This is a genomic window from Vibrio sp. CDRSL-10 TSBA, assembly GCA_039696685.1.
Taxonomy (GTDB): domain Bacteria; phylum Pseudomonadota; class Gammaproteobacteria; order Enterobacterales; family Vibrionaceae; genus Vibrio.
Genome location: CP155565.1, coordinates 390,888 through 411,897 on the forward strand (window position 1 = coordinate 390,888; position 21,010 = coordinate 411,897).

Sequence of the window (21,010 nt, forward strand, 5' to 3'; positions counted from 1 at the left end):
GGCACAGAGTCAGCATAGAGTACGCTTCTTGTCCGTTAATCCATGACTATTTGTCTGTTAGTCAGTGACGATGCAGTATTTGATTTATTAATGCGGGTGGCTTCGGTACACTAGCGCCAAATGTTGTAGAGACAATGATCATGAATGAATTTGAAGCAGCTCAGTGGGATGAAGAAGAAGTCGAAATCGAGGCAATTGGTGTCGAAGTCGATGAACAACCTATTGAACTCTATAAAGTATTGAAGATTGCCAACGTCGTCAGCGGCGGTGGTGAAGCGAAATACGCGATAGCGGAAGGTTATGTAGCGGTTAACGGTGAAATCGAAACCCGCAAGCGCCGTAAGCTGTACGATGGCGACCTGGTGGAGTTTGATCAGGAATACTACCTGGTCATCTGTGATGCACCCGTCACCGAAGCTGAGCCGAAACCGGTGAAACAGGCAGAGAAGAAAGCGGCACCGGCGGCGAAGAAGAAAGGCAATAACAGCCAGACATCTGCTGACAAGAAAAAGTCGGCAGACAAAAACAAAGCAGCCAGTAAAAAGGGTGCTCATGCTGGTAAAAAAGGCCAGAACAAAGCCCATCCTTTGTCTCAGTCCGCCAAGCCAAGCAAAGCGAAAGCGACGCCAGACAAAGCGGCTGCAGACAATAACGCTGACAACACGCCGTCTCAATCAGAAGGCGGTCGCAACGCGATTCGTTTCTTCTGATCTCTGGTCTATCGACCGCAGTGCCAGTGAAAGGAGCCTTAACGGCTCCTTTTTTGTCTCTTACTCCGATGAGCGCCTGAGCCTAAAAGATCTCTGCTCCCAGCCCTACCGCAGGGCAACTGACCTCAACCTCTTCATCTACAGTCTGCATTACACAGCTTTGATCGTCGAGGCGTGAAAAACTGAATGTTGCCCCAAACGTATTGTATTCTCGCTGCTCCTGCTCTGATGGAATTGAACCGGTGACGCCTGCTACGGTTGTCGTGGTGGATGTGATTTGATAGTCCGACTTGAAGATGTTCTCTTTTACCACTGCAGGACCTTGCTGCGGTATTCCACGAATAACCACAGAAGAGCGGTTTGAGGTGCCATAGTCGCCATAGTTGAACCAGTTATGCACCACATGCACATAGTTGCCGCCGTATCCTTCGCTGCCTTTGTGCATGTCGAAACTGATGATAGGCACCGCGGGCGCCGTCCTGCATCACCAGATTATACTGGGCCAGGTAGCTCTCACCGAGCTTACCTGAACCCGCAATGGCGTGACGGTTGGCGGCGAAAATGTTGCACTGGATAGTGGCGCTGGTGTCGCCGTTTTGTACCACCACACCGTAGCCAAGTTCGCTTTTGATATTGTGATGAATATAGTTGTTGTTAACAAAAGCCCGGTTACTCTGTTTCAGCGATACGCCCGCCCAGGGCCAGCCGTATATTTCATTGTTATCCACCATCACATCGGTCGAATAAGACTCAGCCTGCATCCCGATGGTCTGCTTATCACTGTTACTGACTTGTACCGGGCCTTCAATGAGCAGCCCTGATACTCGACTGTGACTGGCCAGAGTGATCACCGGGTATTTGTCATCTGAATCTGTTTCGAGCGGCAAAACCACCAGCTTACCCGGATTGTCGACCTGGCCGCGTTCACCAAACAGCGTCTGGCCGAGACCAAGTGATAAAGCCCCGGATTGGTTCGGAAGATCTATGGTGACTCCGGCAGGGATCTTGATGTAGCGATAGCCGGCACTAATCGCTGTTAGCAGATCCGCATAATTGGTGACTGAAATCAGGCTGGAACTGTCTAGCAAGTTCAACGGCTGAAAGCGGATGCCCAGGGTGCCGCAGGTTTCCCTTGGGGTTGGGGTGGACGCGGTGTTAGTCGATTCTGCCGCAGTGGTCGTGTCATCGGAACAGGCAGTCAGCAAGGCAAAAAGTAGTGTGTATGCCAGGGTAAAGTGACGTTGCAAAAGTGAACCTCTTTAATGTGGAACTCTATGGTGAAAGCTATTTGGTAATTTAAATGACAATATCGATTTTATGATGTGGGGGCGCTGACTGTCTCAGCGCTGTGCGAAACCTTTTTGATCTCGGTTAGTCTCTGATCGCTAGCTATAGTGGTTCTTTAGAAAAGCAAAGGCGGGAGCATACCATGTTTTATGAAATGACGTTCTGTTAATTGGTGTGAATGTAGGGTAGGCGCTTGAGCAGACGGGGATTGCTCTCTATCATGCAATAACCCGGCTAAACAGACTGAGCCGGGGTATTGGTGAGTAAAGGGAGATATGCAGGTTAGATGGTTACACTCAGGCAACCGTAGGCAGAGTTAACAGCGTACCGGCCAGTTCATCGCTGAACGGAGACTTGAGCAGTTCGCTCAGGTCATCAACGGGTGCCGGTAATGATTGCGCCCATACATCCAGAGCTTGTAACACCTGATCCCCACATACGGTCACCCAGCGCTGCTGTGAGCCTGCCGGCCCGCTGTCAAAACTCAGCAGTTGATCGTAGCCGCAGCTAAGCTGATCCTTCAGAACCCGGCTTAGTTGATGGGCAGGTAAGTCTGATTCGATATGGTAAACATAACCGTGTTCGATTTTCTGCTTCGCCCAGTACTCCACGCCATCTAACGTGACCATAGTCCGTGAAACAAAGCGTGCTGCGCTTTGTAATGCGTATGGAGTAATGCTGACTGCGGTATGTTTAAATTCCGGCTGGCCGGAAACCTTATCGGTAAAAGGCGCGATCAGTGCGCACGGCTTACTCTGTTTCGCTGTGGCATTATTCCAGTGAATCGGCATGAATAACTGACCTGGAAGCACTTGTTCACAAATCTCTGCCCGCGCCAGAGATTGCCCTTGTGCGTTATGAATCTTGACCAGTTGATTGGAGGTAATGCCATAGTAAGCTGCTGTGTACGGATGGATCTGCACATAAGGCTGCGTGCGGTGCTCGCCAAGACGAGCCGATAAACCGGTCCTGGACATGGTGTGCCAGTGATCGCGGGTACGGCCGCTGTTGAGCAATAACGGAAATTGGCTGCTGGTCGCATCATGCGGCGCTTTGTGACGGGTCGCGATAAAGTTGGCTTTACCATCAGGGGTATAAAAGCGGCCCTCGGTCAGCAGACGCTGGTTAACTACCTCAGTTTGAAGTTCAGTCACCGGCCATTGCTGAGGCGTCAGGCGGCTGTAGCCCTGGTCATCGAGTTGAGTCAGGCCAATCAGAGTGAAATCACGCTCGCCGCTGAGATTGCCAAGCGTAGACAACCTGGCGTATTCGGCAAACACTTCGCCCTCGTGACGGTAATTGAATTGCTGCGCGTAGCCCATTTTGCTCGCGACCTGGCTGATGATCCACCAATCCGGCTTAGCCATACCGGGGCTTGGCATAACACGGCGCTGGCGTGAGATCCTGCGCTCTGAATTGGTCACCGTGCCGGATTTTTCGCTCCAGCCCTGAGCCGGTAGAACTAAATCTGCCATGCGTGTTGTTTCGGTATCGGCGATACAATCAGACACCACCACAAACGGACAGGTTTGCAGTGCCTGGCGGATCTTATCGCTGTCCGGCAGGCTGACCATAGGGTTGGTCGCCATAATCCACACCGCTTTAATTTTGCCCTCAGCCATCGCATCAAACAGCTCCACCGCTTTCAGGCCGGGTTTTGTTGCCAGGTTGTCGGTGTGCCAGAAATCGCTGATTAACTGATGGTGCTGCGGGTTATCAAATTCCATGTGAGAGGCCAGGGTATTGGCCAGTGCGCCGACTTCACGCCCGCCCATGGCATTGGGTTGTCCGGTCACGGAAAAAGGACCACAGCCCGGATAGCCGATCTTACCACTCGCCAGATGACAGTTAATGATGCTGTTGACTTTGTCTGAACCGATACTCGACTGATTGACGCCCTGAGAATAGATGGTGACTACTTTCTGCTGAGTAGCAAAGGCGCGATAGAACTCGTCGAGCTGCTGATGCGAAAGCCCGGTAATCTCTGCGACATCCGCTTGTGCACGGGCCACTTGCAGCGCTTGCCCAAAACCTTGGGTGTGCGCCTTGATATAAGCCTCATCGAGATGCTGGTGCTGGTCGAGATAAGTCAGCAAGCCATTAAACAGCGCCACGTCTGAACCGGAATGTAATCCCAGATGCTGATCGGCAATGTCACAGCTGTCTGTTTTACGCGGATCGATCACGACAACTTTAAGTTCGGGATTGCTCTGTTTGGCAGCACGTAAACGCTGGAACAGCACCGGGTGACACCAGGCCAGATTAGAACCGACCAAGACCACCATCTCGGCCAGTTCAAGATCTTCATAACAGACGGGGACGGTATCTGAGCCGAACGCACGTTTGTGGCCAACCACGGAGGAGGCCATACAGAGGCGTGAGTTACTGTCGATGTTAGCGCTGCCAATGAATCCCTTCATCAGTTTGTTGGCGACGTAATAATCTTCGGTCAGCAACTGACCGGAGACGTAAAAAGCGACAGAGTCCGCTCCGTATTCACGGATAGCCTGGCTGAACTTATCGGCGATTAAATCAGTGGCGCCGTTCCAGTCGAGGGCTTGTGGCTGGTCATTGGGATTAAGGGTCGGTGTCAGCAGACGTCCGTCAGTAATAATCGTATCGCCCAGGGCTATGCCTTTAGTACACAACTTACCGTAATTGGACGGGTGGCTTTTATCACCTCTGATCTCCAATTCACCGCTGAGCTTGGGTCTCGCTTCGACACCACAGCCCACACCACAATACGCACACGTTGTCTTAATCCATCCATCATTCTCACGTGACATGCAGATGCTCCCTATTCTAATTTATTTCCTTTATTTGTATTGGGTGCAATAAATAAACCAGAATCTATAAAATCAATATAAATAAATTTAAATAAAATAAAAACAGTAAGTTATATGTTGGTATACCACCAAAGTGGTAGGTGTGATTTTTAGGTATTACCCTTTGGAGGTATAGGTATTGCACCACTCAAGAATTAAATGCACCGTGAGTGCTCATAAAATAACAATATTACTTTTGTTGCTGGGTGTTTTTAGTCCGAGATTCTGACTTGTTGTTTAAATTATATATTTGAAAAATATATTAAAAATAAAATATTTTCAGACGTCTTTTAAAGTTTGGCACTCAACTTGCCTTGTTCGATTTAGCAAAAATCATTTTCAGTGCAGGGAGCCAACCATGAAGTCAGACATGAAAACAATGCTCAGCAGTACAGCTCTTAACGCTACAGGCGTCGTCACCTTAGTTGGTGCGGGACCGGGTGACCCGGATCTGCTGACGGTCAAAGCGCTACGAGCGATTCAAAATGCGCGCTTTATTGTGTTTGATAATCTGGTCAGTGCCGACATCCGTGCGCTGTTTCCGGCTGAGGCGAAAATGCTTTATGTCGGTAAAGCCAAAGGCCATCACAGTGCCACTCAGGATGAAATCAACCAGATTCTGGCTAAATACGCTCAGTCCGGAGTCGACATTGTGCGGGTGAAAGGTGGTGACGGATTTGTATTTGGTCGTGGTGGTGAGGAGATGCTCTACCTGACTAAGAAGGGCATTAAAGTTGACGTGATTCCCGGTATTACTGCCGCATCAGGCTGCACGACTTACGCCAATATTCCTCTGACCCATCGCGGACTGGCGCAGGGCTGCACTTTTATTACCGCTCACGCTGACAAACAGTTATCGGTTAACTGGTCTGCGCTGGCGCAGCTTAATCAGACGTTAGTGATTTATATGGGATTGAGTAAAACCGATCTTATCAGTGCGGAACTGATGGCTCATGGCATGAGCAGTGATACCCCGGTGGCCATGATTGAGAACGGTTGTACCGCGCAGCAGCGCGTATTTACCGGTGTTCTGAGCGAGCTTAGCCAGATCAAGACTCAGCATGAGATTCAGTCTCCGGCACTGATTGTGATTGGCGAGGTGGTAAGTGTTGCCAACCAAATGGAATGGTTACAGCAACTTTCTCAGCGCGCACAGGCGAGCGAGCATCAAGCGTTCAGATTAACCGCTTAATTCAATTTTACTGCGTGCCAGCAAGTGGCGCAGGACAGGAAAACAGGCTCAACAGACCAAACAAGAGTCGTAGAGACAAATTTACATTAGGGAAGATTACTATGAGTAAGCAAAGAATCGTGGTGGTAGGCAACGGTATGGTCGGCCACAAATTTATCGACACTTTGATCCAGAGTCAGCGTGATGATGTGGAGATCATTACTTTTTCCGAAGAGTCTCGTCTCGCGTATGACCGCGTACAATTGACCTCTTATTTTACCGGTAAAACGGCACAGGATCTGGCGCTGACCGATGAGGCTTACTACCAGAGCAACGGCGTGAAATACGTGGTCAACGAGAAAGTGGTGCAGGTCAATACCGCTGACAAGCAGGTGGTTACCGCCAGCGGCCGCGTTGAAGCGTACGACAAACTTGTGTTGGCGACTGGTTCTTATCCTTTTGTGCCGCCGATCCCGGGCAATGATCACGAACACTGCTTTGTTTACCGCACCCTGGAAGATCTGGATGCGATTGAGCTGTCGAGCAAGCAGAGCAAAACCGGTGTGGTGATTGGCGGCGGTTTGCTGGGTCTGGAAGCGGCTAACGCGATCAAAAACCTTGGTCTGGAAACGCATGTGGTTGAGTTTGCCCCGCGTCTGATGGCAGTGCAGCTGGAAGAGGGGGGCGGTGCGCTGCTGCGCCGTAAAATAGAAGCCATGGGTGTATTCGTACACACGGAAAAAGCGACCAGTGAAATCGTGGCCGGTGAAGAGGCTCGCTACCGGATGAACTTTGCAGACGGCAGTCATCTGGAAACCGACATGATTGTATTTTCTGCCGGTATTCGTCCGCAGGATGAGCTGGCACGCAGCTCCGATATCACGCTGGGTGAACGCGGCGGGATTGTTATCAACAGCTACTGCCAGACCAACCATAAAGATGTGTATGCGATTGGTGAATGTGCACTGTGGCAAAACCAGATTTTTGGTCTGGTTGCGCCTGGTTATCAAATGGCGAAAGTGGCCGCCAAACACATTCTGGACAAGGACTCTGAGCTGGCATTCACCGGCGCGGATATGAGCACCAAACTCAAACTACTCGGTGTAGACGTGGCCAGCATCGGTGAAGTGCATGGTCGCACCGAAGGCGCTCAGTCTTATACCTACAGTGATGAAATTGACCAGGTTTATAAGCGTTTGATCGTTTCTGCTGACGGCAAACGTATCGTCGGCGCTGTGCTGGTCGGCGATGCCGAGGCCTACGGCACCTTACTGCAACTTAAACAAAACGACATGCCGTTGCCTGCCAATCCGTCGGTACTGATTCTGCCAAATGCGGTCGAGGATGACACGGCGGCAACCGGAATTGATGCGCTGCCTGATACCGCTGTGATCTGTTCGTGCTTTGATGTGACCAAAGGCGACATTAAACAAGCGGTTGCCAGTGGCTGCACCACCATGGCCGCGTTAAAAGAAAGCACCAATGCTTCAACCGGCTGTGGTGGTTGTTCTGCCCTGGCAAAACAAGTGCTGGACAGCGAACTGCTCAGCCTGGGCGTGGAAGTTAATAATGACTTGTGTGAGCACTTTGCTTATTCCCGTCAGGAGCTGAGCGATTTGGTGCGGGTGAATCAGATTAAGACCTTTGATGAACTGTTGAGCCAATACGGCACTGGTCATGGTTGTGAAATCTGTAAACCGGCCGCGGGCTCGATTCTGGCCTCGTTCTGGAATGACTACATTCTGGAAAACCAGCACATGGAGCTGCAGGACACCAATGATATCTATCTCGGCAACATGCAAAAAGATGGTACCTATTCAGTGGTTCCGCGTATCGCCGGCGGTGAGATCACTCCGGACAAACTGATTGTGCTGGGTGAAGTGGCTAAACAGTATGACCTGTATACCAAGATCACTGGTGGTCAGCGTATTGACCTGTTCGGTGCGCAGCTGAACGATCTGCCGCAGATCTGGAAACAGCTGGTGGACGCGGGATTTGAGACCGGTCATGCCTACGGGAAATCGGTACGTACAGTGAAATCCTGTGTCGGCAGCACCTGGTGTCGCTATGGCGTCGGTAACAGTGTCGGTTTCGCGATTGATATTGAAAACCGCTACAAAGGCCTGCGCTCACCACACAAACTCAAGTTTGCGGTGTCCGGCTGTACCCGTGAGTGTGCGGAAGCGCAGTCGAAAGATATCGGTGTGATCGCAACCGAGAACGGCTGGAACCTGTATGTGTGCGGTAACGGCGGTATGCGCCCGCGTCACGCTGACCTGTTCGCGACCGACCTTGATGATCAGACCCTGATCCAGTACGTCGACCGTATTCTGATGTTCTACATTCGTACCGCCGACCGCCTGCAACGCACCTCAGTGTGGATGGAAAATCTCGATGGTGGTCTGGAGTACCTCAAGCAGGTAGTGATTGAAGACAAGCTGGGCATCTGTGACGAACTGGAACAGGCCATGGCCGCAAACATCGCTAAATATCAGTGTGAGTGGAAAACCACACTGGAGTCGCCAGAGAAACTGAAGCGTTTCAATCACTTCATCAACAGCGATCAGCGTGATGAGCGTCTGCAGTTTGTCTCGGTGCGTGAGCAGCGATTCCCCAAAGCGGTAAAGGCGGACAAGCGCCAGCAGCAGATTGATATCGTGGAAGTGGAATAGTTACAACTTGAAAGTGAAATAACCCACAACGTGGAAGTGGAATAACCCACAACGGCCACGGACTTATTCAACAGTTATAAATTGAGCAATTAACAGGAGAAGGGCAATGGAAAACTGGATAACCATTTGTCAGGCAGAAGACTTGGTACCTAACGTCGGCGTATGTGCACTGGTGGGCGGGGAGCAGGTGGCGATCTTCAGTTGTCAGCGCAGCGGTCAGTTGTACGCCGTATCCAACTTTGATCCGATTGGCCAGGCGAATGTGATGTCGCGCGGCATGATGGGGTCGCTTGGCGGTGAACCTTATGTGGCGTCACCCCTGTACAAGCAACATTTTCATCTGCTGAGCGGTGAGTGCCTGGAAGATGGCCAATACCGCCTGAAAACCTATCCGGTTCGTCAGCAGGATGGCGTCGTTCAAGTGCTCGCATCACTGGCCAATGCGGCCTGATCGTAAAGCTTCCACACCGCTGCAGTGACGCGGCGGTTGGAATCTCTTTGAATTGATTAAAAGGATTGAATCATGGAAAACAGCAAATTTTCACTTTTTTCATTCAGCGGCAAGATGAAAATCTTACACCTGAGCTGGATTGCGTTCTTCATCACTTTTGTGGTGTGGTTTAACTTTGCGCCGCTGCTGCAGATGGTGAAAGAGACGTTGAGGCTGAGCACTCAGGAGATCAAAACCCTGCTGATCCTCAACGTAGCGCTGACCATTCCGGCGCGCGTCGTGATTGGTATGCTGACCGATAAATATGGTCCGCGTCTGGTATATTCGGCTTTGCTGGCAGTCTGTTCGATTCCCTGTTTTATGTTCGCCTTTGCAGATAGCTTTATCCAGGCTGCGATTGCGCGCTTCCTGCTGGGCTTTATCGGTGCCGGTTTTGTGATTGGGATTCGCTTGGTGTCGGAGTGGTTCCCGCACAATGAGCTGGGTACAGCGGAAGGTATCTACGGCGGCTGGGGTAACTTCGGTTCTGCGGCGGCGGCGTTTACCCTGCCGACAGCGGCTGTGCTATTCGGCGGTGAAGACGGCTGGCGCTATGCGATTGCTATTACCGGGCTGATGAGCCTGCTGTTTCTCTGTTGTATTTTACCGCAGCGTGACAGACACCCCGAAAGGCTCAACTTACTTCAAACCTAAGCATCTGACTGCAATGGAAGTGACCTCAAAAGGCGATTTCTTCTTCCTGCTGCTGATGAAAATCCCGATGTATGCGGTACTGGCTCTGCTGGCCTGGAAACTGTCTTCAGCGGGTATCGGTATGCTGCCGGATGTCGCGGTCAACTCTATCTATGCTGGTTTGGTTGCGCTGTACCTGGTTGAACTGACTCAGGTATGGAAAGTCAACAAAACTGTATTTGAAAAACCGGTCGAGCCTGTTCATCAGTACAAATTTAAACAGGTTGCGGTGCTGAATGTACTTTATTTTGCGACCTTCGGCTCAGAGCTGGCGGTGGTCTCTATGCTGCCGCTGTTCTTCTCGGAAACCTTTGAACTGACACCGGTTGTCGCAGGTATGGTTGCGTCGGCTTATGCCTTCATGAACCTGATGTCCCGTCCGGGTGGCGGTTGGATTTCAGACCGTTTCGGCCGTAAACCAACCCTGCTTATCCTGACTGCAGGTCTGGCGGTAGGTTATTTCCTGATGGGACAAGTCGGCAGTGAATGGCCAATCTGGCTGGCGGTAGCTGCGGCGATGATGTGTTCGTTCTTTGTTCAGGCCGGTGAAGGCGCCGTGTTTGCGACTGTTCCACTGATCAAGCGTCGTATGACAGGTCAAATCGCTGGTATGACAGGGGCGTACGGCAACGTCGGCGCGGTGACTTACCTGACTATCCTATCATTTGTCGACTATCAAACCTTCTTCTATGTGATTGCCGCGACCGCAGTGGTTGGCTTTGCCGCCCTGATGTTTATGGAAGAGCCAAGTGGCAAGATTGCAGAAGTGAATGAAGATGGCAGCGTGACTCTGATTGATGTTTCACACTAAAGGCAGCATGAGTGGCGGTGCAGATTGCCACTCTCCTTTAGCGGATTTATCGGGAGACTTAATGAGACGTTTCGCCTGCACAGCGAAGCTCGTATGATTAAGTCGTTCAAAAGCTCAATGTTGCTCAGGTTCTGTTTTCCCTGGCTGCGTTGAGCTTTTGTTCTGTCAGACTGGTAAAGTCACTATCAGGCTGACTAAGCAGAGCAAGTAAAGAGGATCTCTATGCATGCAAGGCAGATGAAAGAGGGACAGGCACTGATGATTGATCATGCCGGCACCTCGCTGACCGGAACCCGGCAGCAGAATCAGGACGCGTTGTTGGTGAAGCAACCACAGGCGGCCGATGTTGTGGCGCATAAAGGCATTGTGGCCTGTATTGCTGACGGGGTGAGTTGCAGCGACCAGAGTCAGAAAGCCAGCCACACCGCAGTGGTGCAGTTTATTAATGACTATTACGCCACGCCGGACAGCTGGAGCATTCGTCATAGCGCCGGCCAGATCTTAACCGCGCTCAATAGCTCACTCTATGAAGAGGGCAGCCAACAGAATCTGACCCACAACGGTTTGGTGACGACCTTCAGTGCCGTGATCTTTAAATCCAACACAGCGCATCTTTTTCACGTTGGTGATACCCGTATCTATCGGGTGCGGGATGGCAAATTGCGTTTGCTGACCCGGGATCATCAGCGTACCCAGTTTGGTCAGCAAGCTTATCTGACCCGCGCGCTGGGCATGGATAACCGGCTTGATGTCGACTATCAGACCGTGACACTTAAACTTGGCGACTATTTTATTCTGACCAGTGATGGCGTGCATGATTTCGTCGATGAAACCAGCATGCTGGATGCTCTGAAGCAGCAATCAGGGCAGGATCTGCAAGCGCTTAGTCAGGCGTTATGTCAGCAGGCGCTGGACAACGGCAGCCAGGATAACGTCAGTTGTCTGCTGCTCAAGGTCAGTCAGTTACCGCAACGTACTTTGCTGGAGCACCAGGTGATGACCCTGACACGGGTGATTCCGCCCGCGCTGGAAGTCGGGCAAAGTCTGGATGGTTATCGGGTCGATCAGGTGATGTACGCCGGCTCACGCAGCCATGTTTACCGGGTGACGGAGCTTGCCAGCGGCAGAATCCGGGTACTGAAAATCCCGTCACGGCAATACGGTGATGATCAGGATTATCTGGTTCACTTTGCCAATGAATTTTGGGTCGGCTCGCAAATCAACAGTGAACGGGTCATGAAAGTGTATCCGACGGCGGCTGATTCTAAGTTTATCTACCAGTTATGCGAATGGGTGCAGGGGATTACCCTGCGGCAGTGGATGTTTGATAATCCCACACCATCACTGGCCCAGGTGCGTACCATTCTGAGCGAAGTGGTGAAAGCGGTACGGGTGTTTCAGCGTGCTGATATGGTGCACCGCGATCTGAAGCCGGAAAACATCATGTTAACCACAGATGGTAAGATAAAAATCATCGACTTTGGCGCGGTTAAAGTGATGGGACTGGAAGAGATGCAAGCCGTTCCTGAGCCACAGGCCCCGCTTGGTGCAGTTAACTATATCGCGCCGGAGTACATCAATGGCGGCGATGCGACGGTGCAGGCAGATCTGTTTTCGATCGCCGTTATTGGCTACGAGATGCTGAGCGGCGAACTGCCCTATAAAGCGAGTCAGACCACCAATTTGCAGTCCGCCCGGCACATCAAATGGGACTACCGGCCTATCGGGCAATTTCGCGCTGATATTCCGTTATGGACAGACCTGGCTTTGCGCAAAGCCACTCATCCATCATCTGCACAGCGTTATCAGGCGCTGGGGGATTTTATTCTCGATCTGTTTACGCCTAACACCCGGTTGCAGAAAGAGTTCAAGCAGAAACCTGTATTACAGCGTAATCCGCTGCTGTTCTGGAAAGCCACCGCACTGCTGGCTATCGCCGTCGCGATTCTGGAAGGGGTGATGTTGCTGTGAGCGGGATAACTCGTGCGAAGAACTAATATAAGTAATATGAGTGAAATTCAGACCTCTGACAAACGATATAAATATGGCAACAATTTGCTCGCGATAGGTAAAAAGTTGCTCGAATGAAGTAAATCCTTACCCTAATAACAATGTTGTCGACATAACTTGTTGAGTAAAATGGAGCATGGTGGTGGCACAAAAATTGTGTGAGTGAAACAGCATTTTATGATGCTTTGTTCTCACACTGTTTAAGGAAAAAGTGATGCCAACTCCATGTTATATCTCTATTGAAGGCCAGACTCAGGGCCTGATCACCGCTGGTGCATGTACTGCTGATTCAATTGGCGATTCTTTTGTCGAAGGTCATGAAGACGAAATGCTGGTGCAGTATTTTGACCATAACGTCACTGTACCAACCGATCCTCAGTCTGGTCAGCCATCAGGCCAGCGTGTACACAAACCATTCACTTTTACGGTCTCGCTGAACAAAGCCGTCCCTCTGCTATATAACGCACTGGCGTCTGGTGAAAAAATGACCAATGTTGAATTAAAATGGTACCGTACTTCAATTGAAGGTAAGCAAGAAAACTTCTTCACGACCAAGCTGGAGAATGCCTCTATCGTCGATATTCACTGTGAAATGCCACATTGCCAGGATCCGGCCAAATCGGATTTCACCCAAAACCTGACTGTTGCCATGTCTTACCGCAAAATCACCTGGGATCACGTTAATGCTGGTACGTCAGGTTCAGACGACTGGCGCAAACCAATCGAAGCGTAAATCACGCGGAAATAAGCCTGTAGACGACGCTATGCGTGCTCGTCTATGGGCTTTGTTTCAAATTCAGTGGGTTGAAAATTCGTTTAGTTAGACTTTGACGTAGTCGCAAACTCATTTGTTAGAAGCTCAGTCGGTTAAAACTACTTGGCTGGTTCAGGTTAACTGCTTGCTTCGAAGCTAACGGCTTGGTTCAGGGCTAACAGGTAATAAGGTTTAAAATGGCAAAGTTACAATTTGTTCTCTCCGTGGACGGAATGCCCGAAGATACGTTTGTGGTGACAGAGTACCGCGGCAAAGAATCGGTCTCTGACAGTGTGATGAGCGGTTCTGTCGCCTGTTATGGGTTCCGTTATGAGATAGATTTGGCAAGCCGACAATCTGGCATTCAAGCAAGCCAGGTGGTGGATAAATCGGCGCAACTGACCGTGTTAAGAAATGGCCAGCCGGTTCAGTTTGTTCATGGCATCGTGCGTCAGTTTCGGACAGGCGGATATTGGTCATCACCATACCTTTTACAACCTGACATTAGTACCTGCTCTGGAACGTTTGTCACTCAGACAAAACAGCCGGATTTTCCAACTGAAAACTGTTGAACAAATCATCACCACTATTTTGCAGGAAATGGGGATTGATAACTTTTCTTTCTCACTGAAGAGAACGCTCTCGCAAAGAGAGTTTTGTGTTCAGTATCGGGAGACGGATTTGGCGTTTGTGCATCGTCTTGCTGCTGAAGAAGGTCTGGTTTATCACATTCAGCAAAGTGATGGTAAACACACGGTATTTTTCAGCGATGACAGTGCCTTGATTGCTAAGTTCGCTCAACCTGTACCATACAACGGTTTGTCCGGCGGGCAGGTTGATGACAGTTATGTGTCTTCATTCACTTTGGTCAATCAAAGTGAGCCCAGTCATCTGACGATGCAGGATTACAGCTTTAAAAAGCCGGACTATGGTTTTCTGCAGCAACAATCAGGGACGGATCTGAGTTTCCAGCAATCGACCTATGAGCATTTTGATTATCCTGGTCGCTATAAAGACGATACCAGCGGTGCCGCTTTCAGTCGTATTCGGTTGGAATATCTGCGACGAGATGCTGTGCATGCTGTGGGTAAAAGTAATCATGCCGGTATTCAGGCCGGGATAAAGTTCGATCTAACCGATAATCTTGAGCCGAGCGCGAACCGAGACTGGCTGGTTGTCGAAGTCTCTCATCAGGGCACTCAGCCTCAGGCCCTTGAAGAAGAAGGGGGCTCCGGTCAGACATCTTATTCAAACCAGTTTAAGGTGATCCCGGCGAATCTGACCTGGCGAGCCACACCTGTCGCCAAACCTCATGTCGATGGCCCGATGATTGGTGAGGTGGTCGGCCCGGCTGGCGAAGAGATTTTTTGTGATGAACATGGCCGGGTGAAAGTACATTTTCCCTGGGACCGTGAAAGTCAACAAGATGAGCACAGCTCCTGCTGGGTGCGTGTATCCCAGGGATGGGCAGGTGCTCAGTATGGCTTTGTTGCCATTCCCCGCATCGGGCATGAGGTCATTGTTTCGTTTTTGCATGGCGATCCGGATCAGCCGATTATCACCGGCCGGACTTATCACGCTACCAACGTTGCACCATATCTGCTGCCGAATCATAAAACCCGTACGGTGTTAAAAACCCAGACCCATCAGGGGGAAGGTTCAAACGAAATTCGCTTCGAAGATCAGGCGTCCATAGAGCAGATTTATATCCACGCGCAGAAAGATCAGGATGTGGTGATTAACAATATTCATCGTGAATCTGTCGGGCTGGATTTTCACTCTCATATTGGTCGGCACCAGTACGAACTGGTGACAGAGAATGTCCACCGCTCGATTGGTAAAAATGTCACCGAAGAGTTGGGACAAGATCACCATATCAAAGTGGGCCGCAACCTGGTGCAACGAGTTTTAGGTAAGATAAACCGTTGGGTAACTGGCGGAGTTATTTCCAAAATTGATGGCGGTGTCAGTACCCAGATCGCAGCATCCGAAGAGAAACAAATCGGCGCAAACCAACGTGTTGCAGTCAGTAATGAAAGCTATCTGAAAGCGGCGGACATTGTTTTAGATGCCGGAAATTCCCTGACTATTAAAGGGCCGGGAGGCTTTATTAAATTAGACAGTGCAGGCGTCACTATCTCAGGGTCTAAAGTCAAAATTAATGATGGAGGCTCTCCGGGGAGCGGGACAGCGCCTGCCGTCAGCCAGCCAGATGAGCCGGACAAACCTCAGCAACCTGATGCGCCGGATAGGAGAGGGTAAATGCCAGGAGCGGCGAGATTAGGCGATACAGCAGGTGGGCACGGATGTTTTCCACCTACTGCTATCATTGCTGGTAGCCCGGATGTCTCAATTAATGGCAAACCGGCTGCCAGAAAGGGTGATGCTGCCTTATTGCACGCTTGCCCTTGTCCCTATAAACCGCACGGGCTGCATGGCCGGGCGATTAATGCCGGTTCCGGCTCCGTGTCTATTAACGGTCAGCCGGCGGCACGTATCGGTGATGCAATAGACTGTGGTGGTTCGGTGGCTTCCGGGTCGGGCGATGTCATTATCGGTGATACGCCGTATCAATCCAATACTCACGCTTGCGGTGAAGGTGCGGTTTCTTGGGCAGTCGCCATTTTTGAAAATCACGCCGTTGGCGAAAAATGTCGAAGCCTTATGGAACAGCCCGACATTTACTCCGCAGGCACTGGCAGCGTTGGCGGGCTCTCAGGCAGTGAGCACCGCCGCCGATATCGCAGCGGAGAAAGCTGTGTCCACACTGCCGCCATTAGCGCAGTCACTGGTTAAGGTTGTCCAGTCCGGTGCCTCTAAACTGCAGATGCTGGATGTACTTGAAACAGGTACCACCAAAGCACAGCGCCGAGAGGCGAGAAAAGCGATTACTCAGGCTGCTTCTGGCAATGACCCGCAGACAGCACAGCGCTTTAGTATGGATATGGACGCAGCAGAAAAAGCCATGTTGGCCGACCACGTTTACACGCTGGATAAAGACCGGAATACTTTGGACCCGCACCGCAAGCAAGTCGCGGAGGAGTTTGATAATGATTCGGGCTGGAGTGTAGCGACAGAAGATGATCTGGCTGAGTTAGGTATACAGCAAAAAGAATTGAAGGTGAAAGGTACAAACTTCAGGTCACAGGTCTATATTCCTGACCCCGAAGTATTTGGTGAGAACGCCAAACCGACATTAGTGTTTCGAGGTACTGAAATGGACAGTGGCAGTGACTGGGTCAAAGGGAATTTAAGTCAGGGTGCATTGGGGCGTTCATCTTATTATGAGCAAGCTATAAAGGTTGTGAGGCGGATGAAGAAAAAGCAAGTTCCATTAGATATTGCAGGGCATTCACTGGGAGGAGGATTAGCCTCCGCTGCGTCAAAAGCCTCGGGATACCCTGCGACAACGTTTAATGCAGCCGGCTTGCACCGTAATACGGTGGCTAATTATGGCGTTGCAGTGAACAATCAAAGCGCAGACAACTTAGTCACCGGGTATCGAGTTGATGGTGAGGTTTTGACCAGAGTGCAAGAAACGACACCTGTGCTGCGTCGCCTGGCTCCCTCGGCAGTGCGAAACGGTGCGCTGGAAACCACCTTACCCAAGTCGACCTTTATGCCGGACGTTGAGGCAGGAACAACAGAAGATAAGCGCGGTTCGGTCGCACTGCATGGCATGGATCAAATGCGTGAATCGATAGAAGAGCGTAAAGTGGGCGATTTACACAAATTGGCAAGTGAGGCTTAAGTATTGATTAAATGGATAATAGTCGCCGTCGTTGTGATTGTATTCGCACTGGTAGCAAAAGGAGCTCTGACTAAAGTGAGTAATAAAATTAACCCGCAAGACCTGTTTTCCGGCCCGATGCTCGAGGTCGCCAAATCGGTTGACCGCGATGATATTGCCCGGGTAAAGCAACTGGCTGCTGAGTTGGATGATATTAATGCATTGGGTGAGCACGGAGTGACTTTGCTGGTTTATGCGGTGATCGCCGATAAACCCGAGTCTATTCAGGTGTTGATGGAACTGGGTAGTGATCCCGCTATTGATGTGCCGGATCAAGGCAACGCAGGTTATATCGCAATGTGGCACCCGGATGCAAAAAGTTTAGAGGCGCTGTTGCAGGCAGGAATGGATCCAAACTTGAAGGAAGAAGGTGATGCGCTGATATTCCACTCTCACGATATTGACGAATCTAATTCATTACCTGTGTTGGTGAAATACGGTGCCGATGTTAATGCGCTTAATGAAAAACAAGAGCCACCTATTTTCGACATGTTAATGGTTCAGTTTAAAAATGCGCTGTATTTACTTGACCATGGTGCTGATGGGCATTTTGTTAGCCCTTCAGGTGAATCGGTTGCATATAATGTCGAGTTCCAACTGCGTGAATTGGATCCTAAGTCAGAAGGCTATCAGACGATGTTAACCATTAAGGAAAAACTCTCAGCCCAAGGCGTTAAGTTTCCCGCGTTGTCACCTTGGGGCGAGCGCTTTGTGCGTGACATTGTCTTTTGTAAAGAGCCGTTGGGTTATCGCCCGCGCAGTGAATGCAAAATTGAAGGCGTAAACCGATTTGTCAAAGAGCCTTCGCAAGAAATTAAACGCCAGGATGAGATGATTCTGAAAGAGCGTTACGGAATCGAGCACCAGTTTTAATGGAACAAACGTCAGTGAGCTTATTTTCACCTATTCCCAGACATCCTAACTCGCTGTTTCCCTTGTTGTCTGAGGCGCAAGGCAAGCAAGTGTATTTACTGTTTGATCAAGTCCAGTTTGCGCAGGGCAAGGAATTCTGGGACACGATGAAAAACCGACGTGACGTAGAATGGTATTACTTACTTTCAGGTACTCCACTTGCGTACCTGGAAGAGGGGTCACCTTTGCTGATCTCGGTCAGTGATGGTAATCCCGGAGAGACGCTTTATTACTGGCTATGTGAGCATCTGGAAACCCCGGAGCGATTCGGTTTTGTCGGGGTATATGATGGTTCACTGGCGGAGGTGCAGCGTCACTGGCAGGAGTGGGTTTACTTTTGGGACAAAAATCAACGCTCAATGATGTTGCGGTTTTACGATATTGCGGCTTTTCCCCTTTGGTACGACATTCTGACGCCAGCGCAAAAACAAAAGTTTAAAGGCAAACATGAATCCATCGCTTTCTGCCAGCGCAGTGATGCGATTGATTTGTCATTATTTCAGTGGCCAGAAACTGCCATATGAAGACGACCCTCAAGCCGCTTCGGTTTATCCGGTGCAACTGACTGCGGCGCAACATGAACAGTTTTTCTATCCGCAACGCATTGAAAGCCTGGTGGATGAACTATTCCGCCGCTTAGCGCCAGACTACGCGTGGCTGCTGCCACAAAGTATGGTTCGCCTGCGATTTCATGAAGGATTGGCGTTAGCCCGACAGCGCTACAACTTAGCAACGTCATTGGATCGAGAAACCTATGCCCTGTATCGGTTTTACATTGCCGATCGCTTTGATGAACATCCGGAATTCATTCGCCTGATGAGTTTTTATTCTCTACGTGATGCCATTGGTCACTTTTACGATTTCTACATTACGCATCAGGAAGACATGAGCGCCTATCGAACAGCGGGCTGGTTAGGGATTGAAGGGAAGGCGAGATTGATACCATGAACGAGCACCTGAAAGGGACGCAAACCATTACCAAACAAGAGTTACATAATCTGCTGGCACAGCCGGGCTGGTATTTAATGGCGGAAGCGGCGGTGAACGAATCGCTGTTAAGCGCTGTCCCTGAAGACAAGTTTGCCCAGCATCGCCTCTACTGGGATGAAATGGGTAAAGAAAATTCGTCTATTTCTCCATTTTTGCTACCGCTTGATTGCTTTTCCCGGGCCGAGCAAAACATTACGCATGTTGCTCACTGGGGGATCGCTGTGCAGCTGCATGATGATTTTCAGTCGCTGACTACTGACCATCAGGTCGATTTGATTCAAAAACATTTCCGCGCCTGGACATTAGTGGTGTTACCTGACGATCAGCAAGTATTGATGCGCCTGACGGACTGGGACATTTTTAATGTGTTGTGGCGCTCAACAGACCCGGCGCAGTTATCCGATTTACAGGGGCCTTTGAAACGAGTGGCTTACTGGCAGGCGGATCATGATGTGGCCACGATCCGGGAAATGAGTGCACCGCGCCAAACGACACCCATGGTAATGCCGAATCGTTTATCCGAACGACAATATCAGGCACTGAGCGCGTGGGGAGAACGTCATGTGTATCAGCAATATCGCGCCCACCTTTATCAGCATCATCCGCAAACTCAGCACTGGGATGACGAAACGTTCAACCAGTACCTGCTACGTAATGTGAACAGCGCTCATCAGCTCGGCTTCTATCAACAAGCCGACGTGGTGGTGTATTTGAGTATTTCGTTGCTGCTGGGTGAGCAGTTTCATCAGTCAGATTGGGCACAGTCCATTCTTCAATCTCCACAGGTCATCGGCGATCAGAGTCGTATGGACCGATTATTGGCCGAAGCGGTGAATGCTTTAGGCGAGGACGCGACAGAATCATGAGTCAGGGTAAGCAAACTGAATTATTATCGAGCGCTCAAGCGGCTAAACAAAACTTTCAAACGGACAACGTTATCGACGGAGGCTGCGTCGAGTGTGGTTGTGAAGTGTTTGTGCATTACCATTACGATGACGGCCAGCCGATCAGCGACGCCTCGTTTGTACTGACAGACAGTAATCAGGCAGAGATTACGGGGAAAACTGACGCCAACGGCATGTTTAAAGTGCAGAACATGGGATGTGGAGCCTACGACCTGATGTTGGGTGAAGGCAGCGATGAATTTGAGCCGCAACCCAAATTGCAAAATAACCCCGTCTTGCAGGACAACCCGGAATACGCGGTATTGGCCGGGGAATATTTTGCGTTGTTTACCCTGCTCAGAAAAGAAGGCTGCCTGGTATACGATGCGGATGACAGCAGTGATGAACATGTGGATGTGGATCGTGATACCTGGTTTGTACCGGATGAATACGAAAGTGCATATGACCGCTTCTGGGAGCTTTCAGAGCAAATAAATAATGGCCCGATATCGCTGCGCCAGGCCGTCAATAAAATGCACAGCAGCCTGGCGGGAGAGATCGCCGGCCGGGCTCAGGATAACAGCGCCATTCTGTTGTTTTGCCAAATTGCGTTGGGCTTTGTTCCTGTGGTAGGGCAGGCTTTGGACCTCTATGATCTGGGCGATTGGGGCTGGCGCACTTATGAAGGTGATAACCTCGACAACTGGCACTGGGGCGAAGGTGCGCTGGTGGCGATTGGTTTTGTTCCGGGCTTGGGTGATGCGGCCAAGAAAACCGGTATGGCGATCATTGATGCGTTAAAGAAATCGGAGTCACGAGCGATTCAACTGGCGATCAAGATGATTCGCAGCCTGTCCAACGGCAATATCGTGCAGTACCTTTCAGGGATAGCCAGCACGCTGAAAGAGTGCGGTTCAAAAGCGATACAATTGCTCGAAGACATCATTGCCGGCTTAGAAACGCCTGGTAAGCCAGAGCAACAGCTGGATCATCCGGTTAGCTAAAGATGCC

At 50.4% G+C, this 21,010-nt stretch carries 15 protein-coding genes and 3 pseudogenes; 15 read left to right on the forward strand and 3 right to left on the reverse strand.

The features are described from left to right. Positions 1 to 140 precede the first annotated feature (140 nt). Positions 141 to 710 (forward strand): RNA-binding S4 domain-containing protein, encoded by a 570-nt coding sequence (locus ABDK09_01895; protein XAW88165.1) that lies wholly within the window; start codon positions 141 to 143, stop codon positions 708 to 710. 82 nt (positions 711 to 792) lie between these two features. Here the strand turns inward: ABDK09_01895 and ABDK09_01900 are convergent, their stop codons facing one another. The 3 genes from ABDK09_01900 to ABDK09_01910 form a co-directional block, all read right to left on the reverse strand. Continuing rightward, positions 793 to 1,110: a hypothetical protein gene (locus ABDK09_01900; GenBank protein XAW88166.1), complete on the reverse strand. Its 318-nt coding sequence runs from the start codon at positions 1,108 to 1,110 to the stop codon at positions 793 to 795. Next, positions 1,103 to 1,957 carry a right-handed parallel beta-helix repeat-containing protein gene (locus ABDK09_01905; GenBank protein ID XAW88167.1) on the reverse strand — a complete coding sequence of 285 codons (855 nt, stop codon included), beginning with the start codon at positions 1,955 to 1,957 and terminating at the stop codon, positions 1,103 to 1,105. The genes ABDK09_01900 and ABDK09_01905 overlap by 8 nt, the downstream gene beginning before the upstream one ends. Before the next feature lie 336 nt (positions 1,958 to 2,293). Beyond that, positions 2,294 to 4,783: a nitrate reductase gene (locus ABDK09_01910; GenBank protein ID XAW88168.1), complete on the reverse strand. Its 2,490-nt coding sequence runs from the start codon at positions 4,781 to 4,783 to the stop codon at positions 2,294 to 2,296. A 397-nt stretch (positions 4,784 to 5,180) separates the two neighbouring features. Between ABDK09_01910 and cobA the strand changes: the two genes are divergently transcribed. The 14 genes and pseudogenes from cobA (at position 5,181) to ABDK09_01980 (ending at position 21,003) form a co-directional block, all read left to right on the forward strand. After that, complete coding sequence (gene cobA / locus ABDK09_01915) at positions 5,181 to 6,014, forward strand: uroporphyrinogen-III C-methyltransferase (GenBank protein XAW88169.1); 834 nt, start codon at positions 5,181 to 5,183, stop codon at positions 6,012 to 6,014. A 101-nt stretch (positions 6,015 to 6,115) separates the two neighbouring features. Then, positions 6,116 to 8,665, forward strand: coding sequence for a nitrite reductase large subunit NirB (nirB, locus tag ABDK09_01920; protein XAW88170.1), 2,550 nt, complete (start codon positions 6,116 to 6,118; stop codon positions 8,663 to 8,665). A gap of 106 nt (positions 8,666 to 8,771) precedes the next feature. Beyond that, positions 8,772 to 9,116, forward strand: a complete 345-nt coding sequence (gene nirD, locus ABDK09_01925) for a nitrite reductase small subunit NirD (GenBank protein ID XAW88171.1) — start codon at positions 8,772 to 8,774, stop codon at positions 9,114 to 9,116. Between the two features lie 72 nt (positions 9,117 to 9,188). Then, positions 9,189 to 10,659 (forward strand): annotated as a pseudogene (locus ABDK09_01930) (NarK family nitrate/nitrite MFS transporter). A 222-nt stretch (positions 10,660 to 10,881) separates the two neighbouring features. Then, complete coding sequence (locus tag ABDK09_01935; GenBank protein XAW88172.1) at positions 10,882 to 12,630, forward strand: bifunctional protein-serine/threonine kinase/phosphatase; 1,749 nt, start codon at positions 10,882 to 10,884, stop codon at positions 12,628 to 12,630. 253 nt (positions 12,631 to 12,883) lie between these two features. Then, complete coding sequence (locus tag ABDK09_01940; GenBank protein XAW88173.1) at positions 12,884 to 13,402, forward strand: Hcp family type VI secretion system effector; 519 nt, start codon at positions 12,884 to 12,886, stop codon at positions 13,400 to 13,402. 218 nt (positions 13,403 to 13,620) lie between these two features. After that, positions 13,621 to 15,685 (forward strand): annotated as a pseudogene (gene tssI / locus ABDK09_01945) (type VI secretion system tip protein TssI/VgrG). Further along, a pseudogene (locus ABDK09_01950) lies at positions 15,686 to 15,982 on the forward strand (PAAR domain-containing protein). Continuing rightward, positions 15,969 to 17,174, forward strand: a complete 1,206-nt coding sequence (locus ABDK09_01955; GenBank protein XAW88502.1) for a phospholipase — start codon at positions 15,969 to 15,971, stop codon at positions 17,172 to 17,174. The pseudogene ABDK09_01950 and the gene ABDK09_01955 overlap by 14 nt, the downstream one beginning before the upstream one ends. 117 nt (positions 17,175 to 17,291) lie before the next feature. After that, a complete protein-coding gene (locus ABDK09_01960; protein ID XAW88174.1) occupies positions 17,292 to 18,086 on the forward strand; it encodes an ankyrin repeat domain-containing protein in 795 nt (264 codons plus the stop codon). A 14-nt stretch (positions 18,087 to 18,100) separates the two neighbouring features. Further along, positions 18,101 to 18,649, forward strand: coding sequence for a DUF4123 domain-containing protein (locus tag ABDK09_01965; protein ID XAW88175.1), 549 nt, complete (start codon positions 18,101 to 18,103; stop codon positions 18,647 to 18,649). Beyond that, positions 18,603 to 19,073, forward strand: a complete 471-nt coding sequence (locus ABDK09_01970; protein ID XAW88176.1) for a hypothetical protein — start codon at positions 18,603 to 18,605, stop codon at positions 19,071 to 19,073. The genes ABDK09_01965 and ABDK09_01970 overlap by 47 nt, the downstream gene beginning before the upstream one ends. Next, entirely contained in the window at positions 19,070 to 19,981 is a 912-nt protein-coding gene (locus ABDK09_01975; protein ID XAW88177.1) for a DUF4123 domain-containing protein, read from the forward strand. The genes ABDK09_01970 and ABDK09_01975 overlap by 4 nt, the downstream gene beginning before the upstream one ends. After that, positions 19,978 to 21,003, forward strand: a complete 1,026-nt coding sequence (locus ABDK09_01980; protein ID XAW88178.1) for a SpaA isopeptide-forming pilin-related protein — start codon at positions 19,978 to 19,980, stop codon at positions 21,001 to 21,003. The genes ABDK09_01975 and ABDK09_01980 overlap by 4 nt, the downstream gene beginning before the upstream one ends. The last annotated feature ends 7 nt before the right edge of the window (positions 21,004 to 21,010 follow it).